Origin of the sequence: Caulobacter sp. 17J65-9, from assembly GCF_010975005.1 — a bacterium.
In the GTDB taxonomy this organism is placed as follows: domain Bacteria; phylum Pseudomonadota; class Alphaproteobacteria; order Caulobacterales; family Caulobacteraceae; genus 17J80-11.
Window position 1 is genome coordinate 1 of sequence record NZ_JAAIVC010000126.1, and the last position, 11693, is coordinate 11693.

Sequence of the window (11693 nt, forward strand, 5' to 3'; positions counted from 1 at the left end):
GCGCCTTCCCGCCGCTGCGGCTGGTGCTGCGCAAGGAGCTGCCGATCGCCGCCGGGCTGGGCGGCGGGTCCAGCGACGCCGGCGCGGCGCTGCGCCTGCTGCGCGAGGCCCTGCAGCTTGAGCTGTCCGACGACGCGCTGACGAAGATCGCCGCGGGCCTGGGCGCCGACGGGCCGATGTGCCTCTGGCGCGAAGCCGCGATCGCGGAGGGGCGGGGCGAACAGCTGTCGCCGCCGCCCGGCCTGCCGGACATCCACGCCGTGCTGGTCAATCCGGGCGTGCCTTCGCCGACCGGGCCGGTCTACCGCGCCTACGACGCGGCCGGGGCGCCGGGCGGGGCGGACCGCCCAGCGCTGCCCGACGCGTTCGACAGCGTCGAGGAACTGGCGGCGGTGCTAGCGGCCTGCCGCAACGACCTGGAGGCGCCGGCCGTCGCCCTGGCCCCGGCCATCGGCGCCGCCTTGCAGGTCCTGCGCGGCGAGCCGGAGGTGCTGCTGGCGCGGATGTCGGGCTCGGGCGCGACCTGTTTTGCGCTGTGCGGCGGCGAACTGGAGGCGGCGAGCCTGGCCGAACGCCTCGCGGCCGAACGGGCCGATTGGTGGGTCCGGGTCTGCCGCCTGGCTTGAGCCTTCACGGACTGACGCTCCGGTGGGGCAACTTCGCCGACACCCGGTGCGTTATGCGGGGGTGAACAAGGCGGAGTCGGGGGTCTTTTCCGGAAGGGACTTCCTCAATGCTCAAGCTGAAACTGCTTACGGCCGCAGCCGCCGCCGCCCTCCTGGCTAGCGCGGCGGCAGCCCAGACGGCGGCGCAGAGCGCCCCGCCTGACGACACGGCGCAATCCTCCGCGGCCACGGCCGCCCGGGATCAGGCCATGAAGGACACCATGCCGTCCGACTCGTCGGCGCAGCCGTCTGCGTCGTCCAGTCAGGCCATGCCCTCCAGTCAGGCCATGCCTTCGGCGACGACCCGGTCGTCAGCCCAGCAAACTGCGACGGCCGAGCAGACCTCGGGCCGGGCGCCGACCTCCAAGGAAGGCATGTCCGACCGCACGACCCGCGCGTGGGTCGACATGGACCTGGAAGAGACCACGGTCGGCACGTCGCGCCTGTTCGTCGGCACCATCACCGACAGCGCCGGGCAGTCGATGCAGATCATCACCAACGGACCGGTGCCGGACAACGCCACCAACCGCGCCGAATTCCCGCCGTTGAGCGCCGCCGGCCGCCGCACGAGGCCGACGGGCAACTGACGACGCTGCGCTGCAGCGAAATTCTTCGGAGGGCGGGAACATCACCCGCCCTCCGCGTGTCTCTGTCGCCGGGGTTTTCGGGGATCGCGCCCGCGCTGTCGGGCTCCCAGACAGGGATGCTTTCGTATGAAGTCGACCGTCCTGTTCGGCGCTTGCGCCGCCTTCGTTCTTGCGGCCGCCGCCGCGTCCGCCCAAACCGAATCCGCCGCCGCCATGCCGTCCGACGCGGCCGCGCCGGCCAAGCCGGCTCAGGCGCCGTGGCCGGAGAAATCGGCCGCCACCGCCGACACTGACTCGCCCGAGGCTCTCGCCGCCGCCGTGATGGCGGCGCCGGCCGCCGCGATGGCCGCCGCACCGTCGGCCGCCGGCGCGGCCGTTACGGCGCCCGCCGCCAAGGCCGACGTGATCGAGGCGATGCGCGCCCAAGGCCAGTTCGGCACCCTTCTCAAGGCGATCGAGGCCGCGAACCTGACCGAACGGCTGAAGAGCTCGCCGGGCGTCACCGTCTTCGCCCCGACCGACGCCGCCTTCGCCGCCCTGCCGGCCGGCGCGATGGAAAAGCTGATGCAGCCCGAGAACGCCGAGCAGCTTCGCAAGGTGGTGCTGTACCTGACCGTCGCCGAGAAGGTCCCGCCGGCTCAGCTGGCCACCCACAAGGGCGCGCTCAAGACCGAGGCTGACGCCGAAATGACCCTGGGCGCGGCCGGCGGGCGCGTCACCGCCGACGAGGCCACGGTCACCAAGGACATCAGCGCCGGCAACGGCACCGTCTACGCGATCGACAAGGTGATCGCGCCGGAAGGCGTGGAGCTGGACGCCGCCGTGAACTGACGTTCTTCCATCTGAGCCGGGCGCTTGCCGCCCGAGACGGCGGGCCCTATGGTCCGCCGTCTTTTTTTGCGCCCGCGAAGAACCCCCGTGTCCGCCAAAGAACCCCTCTCGTTTCAGGATCTGATCCTGACGCTGCATCGCTATTGGAGCGAGCAGGGCTGCCTGATCCTGCAGCCCTACGACGTGGAGGTGGGGGCGGGGACGCTGCACCCGGCCACCGTGCTTCGTGCGCTCGGCCCCAAGGAATGGAAGGCCGCCTACGTGCAGCCCTCCCGCCGCCCGGCCGACGGCCGCTATGGCGAGAACCCCAACCGGCTGCAGCACTATTACCAGTACCAGGTGATCCTGAAGCCGAACCCGGCCGACCTGCAGGAGCTGTACCTGGGCTCGCTGGCGGCCATCGGCATCGACCCGCTGCTGCACGACATCCGCTTCGTCGAGGACGACTGGGAGAACCCGACCGTGGGCGCCTGGGGCCTGGGCTGGGAAGTCTGGTGCGACGGCATGGAGGTCACCCAGTACACCTACTTCCAGCAGGTGGGCGGGCTGGACGTGTTCCCGGTGGCCGGCGAGCTGACCTACGGCCTGGAGCGCCTGGCCATGTACGTCCAGGGCGTCGACAACGTCTACGACCTGAAGTTCAACAACGCCGGCGTCACCTACGGCGAGGTCTTCCTCGAGAACGAGCGGCAGAACTCGGCCTTCAACTTCGAAGCCTCGGACGTCGAGACCCTGAAGCGCCAGTTCGAGGACATGGAGCGCGACGTGCCGCGCATCCTGAACCACCGCGGCCCGCAAGGTCAGCAGCTGGTGCTGCCGGCCTACGACCGGGTGCTGAAGGCCAGCCACCTGTTCAACCTGATGGACGCGCGCGGGGCCATCGCCGTGGCCGAGCGGCAGAGCTACATCGGCCGCATCCGCGACCTCTGCAAGATGTGCGCGGAGGCCTGGGTCGCCCAACAGTCGGAGCCGGCGGCGTGACCCAGATGAGCTATCTGGATTTCCCGCTGGGCGAAGCCTCCCTGGAGGCGCGGGCCCAGGACCCGGGACATCCTCCGGCCTTCTTCTGCTCCGGTGTCGGCCAGATCGCCGGCTCCGAGGTGCACAAGGCCAATCTGTTTCTGGTGCGCCGCAGCGGCGACGACCCGGCCGACTGCGGCGAACTGGAGCTGCGCGACCGGGCCTGGAGCGGCCGGCTGCTGTTCGAGCCCGCCGCCTTCGGTCTTCTGATGCGCGCCTTCTTCGCCCCGGCCGAGACCAAGCTCTCGGTCCAGTTCTTCGCCCACCCCGACGGCGACGCCCTGAAGGTGCGTCAGCTGTCGTTCGGCGTGACCCGGCTGACCTGACATGCCCCAGCTTCTGCTCGAACTGTTTTCCGAAGAGATCCCGGCGCGGATGCAGGCGAACGCCGCCCGCGATCTGGAGCGCATGGTCGTCGAGCGGCTGAAGGAGGCCGGCCTCGGCTACGAGCGCCTGCAGACCTTCGCCGGCCCGCGCCGCCTGACCCTGGTCGCCGACGGCCTGCCGGCCGCCCAGGAGGACCGGGTCGAGGAGCGCAAGGGCCCCCGCGCCAACGCGCCGGAGCAGGCCCTGGCCGGCTTCCTGCGTTCGACCGGCATGAGCCGCGAACAGCTGGAGGAGCGCGACGGCGTGCTCTTCGCCCGCATCGAGAAGAAGGGGCGCCCGACCCCTGAAATCGTTGCGGAAACCGTCGAGGCGGTGGTGCGCGGCTTCCCCTGGCCGAAGTCGATGACCTGGGGGCGCGGGAGCCTGCGCTGGGTGCGCCCGCTGCGCCGCATCCTGTGCGTGTTCGACGGCCGGATCGTGCCGCTCTCGGTCGACGGGATCGTCGCCGGCGACCTGACCGAAGGCCACCGCTTCATGGGCTCGAAGGCGCCGTTCAGGGCGCTGGACTTCGCCGCCTACAGCAACGGCCTGGCCGAGAACTTCGTGGTGCTGGACGCCGCCGATCGCAAGGCGCGCATCCTGGAGACGGCCCGCTCGCTGTGCGCCGCGCAGGGCTTCGAGCTGGTCGAGGACGAGGGGTTGCTGGACGAGGTCTCGGGCCTGGCCGAATGGCCGGTGCCGATCCTGGGCGTCATGGACCCGGCCTTCCTGGACCTGCCGCCGGAGGTGATCCGCACCTCCATGCGCACCCACCAGAAGTACTTCGCCGTGCGCGAGCCGGGCTCCAACCGGCTGGCCCCGCACTTCATCGCCGTGGCCAACATCGAGGCCAGGGACGGCGGCACGGCCATGGCCGCCGGCTACGCCCGGGTGCTGTCGGCCCGCCTGAACGACGCGCGCTTCTTCTGGGACGAGGACCGCAAGATCCCGCTGGAGGACCGGCTGGAGAAGCTGAAGGGCGTCACCTTCCACGCCAAGCTCGGCACCATGCACCAGCGGGTCGAGCGGATCACCGCCCTGGCCCGCGCGATCGCGCCGCTGGTCCACGCCGATCCGGCGCTGGCCGCCGCCGCCGCGGGGCTGGCCAAGGCGGACCTGGCCACCGGCATGGTCGGCGAGTTCCCCGAGCTGCAGGGGATCATGGGCGGCTACTACGCCCGCCAGGAGCCCTACCGCGAGGCCGAGCACCACGCGCCGCAGGCCTTCAACGACGGCGCCGAGGACCCGCTGTCCTCGACCGACATCCTGGCCGTCGCCCCGTGCCCGCATTCGAGCGAGACCAAGGCCTGGTACGACGGCCTGAGCCGCGACTGCGTCGAGGACGTCGCCGTCGCCATCCGCGACCACTACAAGCCGCAGGGCCCGGCCGACGCGGTGCCGCTGGCCCCGGTCAGCGTGGCCGTCGCGCTCGCGGACAAGCTCGACACCCTGGTCGGCTTCTTCGCCATCGACGAGAAGCCCACCGGCTCGAAGGACCCGTTCGCGCTGCGCCGCGCCGCCCTGGGCGTGATCCGCATCGCGCTGGAGACCCGCGCGCGATTCTCGCTGCGCAGCCTGGTCGAGCAGGCCGGCAAGGCCGACGCCCAGGAGCTGGCCGCCTTCTTCGCCGACCGTCTGAAGGTGCTGCTACGCGACGAGGGCAAGCGTTACGACCTGGTCGACGCGGTGTTCGCGCTGGGCGACGACGACCTGGTGCGCATCGTGGCGCGGGTCGAGGCGCTGGACGGCTTCCTGCACACCGAGGACGGCAAGAACCTGCTGGCCGGCTACCGCCGCGCCGTGAACATCCTCAAGGCCGAGGCCAAGAAGACCCCGGCCGAGGAGGCGAGCTACGCCGCCGCGGTCGACGCCGGCCTGCTGGGCGAGGCCGAGGAGAAGGCCCTGGCCGAAGCTTTGGCGAAGGCGCTCGGCGAGCTGGAACAGAAGCTCGGCCATGAGGATTTCAAGAGCGCGATGGCGGCGCTGTCGGGCCTGCGCGGCCCGGTGGACGCCTTCTTCGACAAGGTTCTGGTCAACGACCCCGACCCGGCGGTGCGGTTGAACCGGCTACGCCTGTTGTCTCAAATCCGCGACGCGGCTAATCGCGTCGCCGACTTCTCGCTGATCGCGGGCTGAGGCCCGCGGACGCCTTCAAGGCGGAGCTTAGAGGACTGCTTATGCTGGACGCTGCGAGCACCACCCGCTGGGTTTATTCGTTCGGGGGCGGCGGCGCCGACGGCGACGCCTCGATGAAGAACCTGCTGGGCGGCAAGGGCGCCAACCTGGCCGAGATGAGCGCGCTGGGCCTGCCGGTGCCTCCGGGCTTCACCATCACCACCGAGGCCTGCGTCTGGTACTACGCCAACGGCAAGAGCTATCCGGCGGCGCTGGAAGCCCAGGTCCGCGAGGGCCTGTCCAAGGTCGAGAAGCTGACCGGCAAGGTGTTCGGCGATCCGTCCAACCCGCTGCTGGTCTCGGTGCGCTCCGGCGCCCGCGCCTCCATGCCGGGCATGATGGACACCGTCCTGAACCTCGGCCTCAACGACGAGACGGTCGAGGGCCTGGCCAAGCTGTCGGGCGACCGCCGCTTCGCTTTCGACAGCTACCGCCGCTTCATCCAGATGTACTCCAACGTGGTGCTGGGCCTGGGCCACGACACCTTCGAGGAGATCCTGGACGACCATAAGGACCGCCTGCACGTCAGCGTCGACACCGCCCTGTCGGCCGACGACTGGGAGGCGGTGGTCGCCGACTACAAGGCCGCGGTGCGCCGCGAGCTGGGCCGCGACTTCCCGCAGGCCCCGAACGACCAGCTGTGGGGCGCCGTCGGCGCCGTGTTCGCCAGCTGGATGAACGACCGGGCCAAGTTCTACCGCCGCATGCACGACATCCCCGAGAGCTGGGGCACGGCGGTGAACGTGCAGTCCATGGTGTTCGGCAACATGGGCGAGACCTCGGCCACGGGCGTCGCCTTCACCCGCAACCCCTCCACCGGCGAGAACCGCCTGTACGGCGAGTTCCTGATCAACGCCCAGGGCGAGGACGTGGTCGCCGGCATCCGCACGCCGCAGAGCCTGACCAAGGCCGGGCGCGAGGAGATGGGCGAGACCACGCCGTCGATGGAAGAGGCGATGCCGGAGGTGTTCGCCCAGTTCGTCGCGGTCGTGAACAAGCTCGAAAAGCACTACCGCGACATGCAGGACATCGAGTTCACGGTGGAGCAGGGCAAGCTCTACATGCTGCAGACTCGCAACGGCAAACGCACCGCCAAGGCGTCGCTGAAGATCGCCGTCGACCAGGCGGGCGAAGGCCTGATCACCGAGGACGAGGCCGTCCTGCGCGTCGAGCCGGCCTCGCTGGACCAGCTGCTGCACCCGACCATCGACCCGAACGCCGCGCGCGACGTGATCGCCGCCGGCCTGCCGGCCTCGCCCGGCGCGGCGACCGGCAAGATCGTGTTCGACGCCGACGAGGCCGAGCGCCTGGGCACGATGGGCGAGGCGGTGATCCTGGTGCGCGAGGAGACCTCGCCCGAGGACATCCACGGCATGCACGCGGCCAAGGGCATCATCACCGCCCGTGGCGGCATGACCAGCCACGCCGCCGTGGTCGCCCGCGGCATGGGCCGCCCCTGCGTCTCCGGCGCGGGCGAAGTCCACATCGACGAGCACAAGGGCGAGTTCCACGCGCGCGGCCGCACCTTCAAGGCCGGCGAGGTGATCACCATCGACGGCTCCAAGGGCGAGGTCCTGGCCGGCTCGGTGAAGATGGTCGAGCCGGAGCTGTCCGGCGACTTCGCCACCCTGATGACCTGGGCCGACCGGGCGCGCCGCCTGAAGGTGCGCGCCAACGCCGAGACCCCGCTGGACGCCCGCACCGCGCGCGGCTTCGGGGCCGAGGGCGTGGGCCTGTGCCGCACCGAGCACATGTTCTTCGACGCCGACCGGATCGCCGCCGTGCGCGAGATGATCCTGGCCGACGACGAGCAGGGCCGCCGCAAGGCGCTGGACAAGATCCTGCCGTTCCAGCGCGCCGACTTCGTCGAGCTGTTCGAGATCATGGACGGCCTGCCGGTCACGGTGCGCCTGCTCGACCCGCCGCTGCACGAGTTCCTGCCGCATTCGGAAGAGGACGTCCGCGCGGTCGCCCAGGCCACCGGCCTGTCGGCCGAGAAGCTGATGCGCCGCGCCCGCGAGCTGCAGGAGACCAACCCGATGCTGGGCTGGCGCGGCTGCCGCCTGGGCGTGACCTTCCCCGAGATCTACGAGATGCAGGTCCGGGCCATCGTCGAGGCCGCTTGCGCCGGCAAGCGCGGCGGCAAGACCGCCCAGGTCGAGATCATGCACCCCCTGGTCGCCAAGGCCGAGGAGATGAAGCTGCTGCGCGAGATGACCGACCGCGTCGCCAAGCAGGTGCAGCAGGAGCAGGGCGTCGAGATCGAGTACATGGTCGGCACCATGATCGAGCTGCCGCGCGCGGCTCTGACCGCCGACAAGCTGGCCGAGAACGCCGAGTTCTTCTCGTTCGGCACCAACGACCTGACCCAGACCACCTTCGGCATCAGCCGCGACGACTCCGGCCGCTTCCTGAACGCCTACATCGAGAAGGGCGTGTTCGAGAAAGACCCGTTCGTCTCGCTGGACCAGGAAGGCGTGGGCGATCTCGTGCGCATCGCCACCGAGCGCGGCCGCCAGACCCGTCCGAACGTCAAGCTCGGCATCTGCGGCGAGCACGGCGGCGATCCGGCCTCGATCGACTTCTGCGAGCGGGTCGGCCTCGACTATGTCAGCTGCTCGCCCTACCGGGTGCCGATCGCCCGGCTGGCCGCCGCCCAGGCGGCGCTGAAAGCCCGCAAGAGCGCGTAAGACAAAGGGCCCCGCAAGGGGCCCTTTTTTCGTCTCCGCCAATAGCTGCGCGGAGGGCGTACGCCGTGCTTCCGGACCAGGGGGCCACAGAGCCTCGACACGCGTCCTCCGCGCTTCCTCCAATTGGTCTCCGCTGCTCTCGCTCCGGAGTTGAAGGCGTGGATTCAACCCTTCGAAGGCTGACGGGTTCCTGACTTTTGCCGGAATTTTCCCTTTCGCTGCTTGGCGGCGCGGGTTTTGCACAGCAAAGCTATGCACTTCGGTCGGGGAGATCCTGTGATGGCGAGTTTCGACGCGGCGGCGGCCACCGCCCAGTACCTGGCGCAGTTGTCGCCTGAGGCCCATGCGAAGGCCGTGGCCTACACCCAGGGCGGCCACTGGCTGCTGCTGGGCGGTTTCCTGGTGTCGGTGGTGGTGGCGTTCGTAGTGCTGCGCTCGGGCGTGCTCACGCGCATCCGCGACGGCCTTGAGAAGCGGCGGCCCAGGCCGGTGCTGGTCTCGTTCGTCGGCGCTTTGGTGTTCCTGGGCCTGGACTGGCTGCTCAGCCTGCCGTGGTCGGCCTACGCGTCGTGGTGGCGCGAGAAGTCCTACGGCCTGAACAACCAGACCTGGGACGCGTGGCTGAGCGAAGCGGCGATCGGCGCGGCGATCTCCACCCTGATGACCGCGATCTTCCTGGTCGTGCTCTACGCCCTGATCCGCAAGGCGCCGCGGACCTGGTGGGCCTGGGGCGGGGCGCTCAGCGCCGCCTTCATCCTGTTCAGCGTGCTGATCGCGCCGATCTACATCGAGCCGCTGTTCAACACCTACAAGGAAGCTCAGCCCGGCCCGGTGCGCGACGCGGTGGTCCAGCTGGCGCATGAGAACGGCGTGCCGACCGACAAGGTCTTCGTGTTCGACGGCAGCCGCCAGTCGAACCGCTACACCGCCAACGTCTCGGGCCTGGGCTCGACCGCCCGCATCGCCATGAGCGACGCCATGCTGACCCGCGCCACCCTGCCGGAAGTGCGCGGCGTCGTCGGCCACGAGATCGGCCACTACAAGCAGATGCACGTGATCTGGTTCACCGCCGCCTTCGCCGTCCTGTCGGCGCTGGGCTTCTGGCTGGTGCACGCGCTGTTCCCGGTCGTCGGCCGCCTGCTGGGCGCCGGCGACGTGAAAAGCATCGCGGACCCGGCCGGCCTGCCGGTGATCTGGGTGGTGCTGGCCCTGCTGGGCCTGCTGGGCACGCCGGTGTTCAACACCATCTTCCGCACCGCCGAGGCGGACGCCGACCGCTATTCGCTGGAGCACGCCAACGAGCCCGACGGCCTGGCCGCGGCGCTGGTGAAGACGGTCGAATATCGCGCGTCCTCGCCCGGCAAGCTGGAGGAGGTGCTGTTCTACGACCACCCCAGCGTCGAGAACCGCGTGCGCCGCGCCATGGAGTGGAAGGCGGCCCATCCGAAGCCCGAACCGGTCCCTGAGGCCGCGCCCGCGGCGGCCCCGGCCGCCCCGCCGGCCGAACCGGCGTCGGCCAAGTCCTGAGAACGAAAAGGGGCTCGCGACACCGTCGCGAGCCCCGATTTCTTTCCGGCGAAGATCAGCGCCTTAGGCGCGCTTCCTCACAAACACCGTGCCGGCCGAATAGCCCGCGCCGAAGCTGCAGATCAGGCCGGTGTCGCCCGGGGCGAAGCCGTCGTTGTGCAGGTGGAAGGCGATGATCGAGCCCGCCGACGAGGTGTTGGCGTAGCGGTCCAGGATGATGACGTTCTCGCCCGGGGCCGGGTCGCGGCCCAGCACCTTGCGGCCGATCATCTCGTTCATGTTGATGTTGGCCTGGTGCAGCCACAGCCGCTTCAGGGCGCCGGGCTCGAGGCCGAGGGCGGCGGCGTGGTCGACGATCATCTCGCTGACCATCGGCACCACTTCCTTGAACACCTTGCGGCCCTGCTGGACGAACAGCTTGTCGGGCAGGTCGCGGCCTTCCGGCGCGCCGCGGTTCAGGAAGCCGGCGTTGTTGCGGATGTTGTTGGAGAACTGGGTCTTCAGGCGCGTGCCCAGGATCTCCCAGCCGTCCTTCGCCTGCTCGGCGTCCTCGACGATCACCGCGGTGGCCACGTCGCCGAAGATGAAGTGGCTGTCGCGGTCACGGAAGTTCAGGTGGGCCGAGCAGATCTCCGGATTGACCATCAGCACCGCCTTGGCCGAGCCCGAAGCGATGAAGTCGGCGGCGGCCTTGATGCCGAAGGTGGCCGAGGAGCAGGCCACGTTCATGTCGAAGGCGAAGCCCTCGATGCCGAGCGCGTTCTGGACCTCGATGGCCATGGCCGGGTAGGCGCGCTGCATGTTGGAGGCGGCGCACAGCACAGCCCCGATCTCGCTGACCGGCTTGCCCCAGCGGGCGATGGCGTCCTTGGCGGCGGCCACGGCGATCTCGGCCAGCAGCGACAGCTCGTCGTTCGAGCGTTCCGGGATCACCGGGCGCATGACGGCGGGATCCAGCACGCCGGACTTCTGCACGACGAAGCGGGACTTGATGCCCGAGGCCTTCTCGATGAACTCGGCCGAGGAGGGCTGCAGCGGCTCGACCTCGCCCAGCGCGATGTGCGCGGCGTGGTCGGCGTTGAAGCGCTCGACATAGGCGTTGTAGCTCGCGACCAGCTCCTCGTTGCTGATGCTTTCAGACGGGGTGTAGAGGCCGGTGGCGGCGATGACGGCTTGACGCAACGGAAAGGGCTCCGAACGCGGATTCGCGTGCGCGAGCATTAGCACGGCGGAGAGGACGTGGGAGGCGCCGGTTTGGCGCACGCCGGCCGGTGGCGCGGGCGCTCAGCGCAACGGCAGCGGCAGTCCCAGCGCCGGCCCGGCGGCGGCGCGCTCGCGCTCGAAGCGGAACAGCTCGGCCGGACGCCCGCCGGTGTCGAGGTCGAGGCGCCCGAGCGGCTCGACCAGGCCGGTGCGCTCGACCGCGCGGCGGAAGTTCTGCTTGTGCAGCGGCACGCCCGAGATCGCCTCGACCGTCTTCTGCAGCTCGGAGAGGGTGAACTCCGGCCGGGTCAGCTCGAACACAACGGGGCGGTACTTCAGCTTGCCGCGCAGCCGGCCCAGGCCCGTGGCCAGGATGCGGCGGTGGTCGGAGACCATGGGCTGGCCCAGGCCCGGAACCGGCGCGACCGGAACGTGGTCGCCGGCGGCCAGAGCGCGGTCGCGCGCGGCCTCCGCCGCCAGGCCGGCCTCGTAGAGGAGTTCGTAGCGGTCCAGCACCCGCTCTTCCTTCCAGACCGCCTCGTCCAGCGCGAACAGGTGGCGGGCGCGGGCGCGGCGGCGTTCGGCCTCGGCCGCGGGCGCCTGGTCCGCCCAGGCCGCCAGGGCCGGCG

Annotated in this window: 9 protein-coding genes and 1 pseudogene; 8 read left to right on the top strand and 2 right to left on the bottom strand. The window is 70.4% G+C overall.

Going from position 1 to position 11693, the window contains the following annotated elements:
* The 8 genes from G3573_RS16010 to G3573_RS16045 all read left to right on the top strand — a co-directional run.
* Positions 1-626: 4-(cytidine 5'-diphospho)-2-C-methyl-D-erythritol kinase (locus G3573_RS16010; RefSeq protein WP_163262434.1), on the top strand; the 626-nt coding region annotated here is incomplete at its 5' end.
* A 107-nt stretch (positions 627-733) separates the two neighbouring features.
* A complete protein-coding gene (locus tag G3573_RS16015; protein WP_163262436.1) occupies positions 734-1252 on the top strand; it encodes a hypothetical protein in 519 nt (172 codons plus the stop codon).
* Between the two features lie 126 nt (positions 1253-1378).
* Positions 1379-2083, top strand: coding sequence for a fasciclin domain-containing protein (locus G3573_RS16020; protein WP_163262437.1), 705 nt, complete (start codon positions 1379-1381; stop codon positions 2081-2083).
* A gap of 87 nt (positions 2084-2170) precedes the next feature.
* Positions 2171-3064 (top strand): glycine--tRNA ligase subunit alpha, encoded by an 894-nt coding sequence (locus G3573_RS16025; RefSeq protein WP_163262439.1) that lies wholly within the window; start codon positions 2171-2173, stop codon positions 3062-3064.
* The gene (locus tag G3573_RS16030; protein WP_163262441.1) at positions 3061-3429 is read left to right on the top strand and encodes a hypothetical protein; all 369 of its coding nucleotides are present in this window, start codon (positions 3061-3063) and stop codon (positions 3427-3429) included. Before G3573_RS16025 ends, G3573_RS16030 begins: the two co-directional genes overlap by 4 nt.
* Before the next feature lies 1 nt (position 3430).
* Complete coding sequence (glyS, locus tag G3573_RS16035; protein ID WP_163262443.1) at positions 3431-5605, top strand: glycine--tRNA ligase subunit beta; 2175 nt, start codon at positions 3431-3433, stop codon at positions 5603-5605.
* A 41-nt stretch (positions 5606-5646) separates the two neighbouring features.
* Positions 5647-8334 carry a pyruvate, phosphate dikinase gene (gene ppdK, locus G3573_RS16040; protein WP_163262445.1) on the top strand — a complete coding sequence of 896 codons (2688 nt, stop codon included), beginning with the start codon at positions 5647-5649 and terminating at the stop codon, positions 8332-8334.
* Between the two features lie 279 nt (positions 8335-8613).
* Entirely contained in the window at positions 8614-9861 is a 1248-nt protein-coding gene (locus tag G3573_RS16045; RefSeq protein WP_205598295.1) for a M48 family metallopeptidase, read from the top strand.
* A gap of 63 nt (positions 9862-9924) precedes the next feature.
* On the opposite strand, the gene G3573_RS16050 is transcribed toward G3573_RS16045, so the two are convergent.
* Together G3573_RS16050 and G3573_RS16055 are read right to left on the bottom strand one after the other, a co-directional pair.
* Entirely contained in the window at positions 9925-11043 is a 1119-nt protein-coding gene (locus G3573_RS16050; protein ID WP_163262449.1) for a beta-ketoacyl-ACP synthase III, read from the bottom strand.
* Between the two features lie 102 nt (positions 11044-11145).
* A pseudogene (locus G3573_RS16055) lies at positions 11146-11693 on the bottom strand (NAD regulator); the annotation flags it as partial.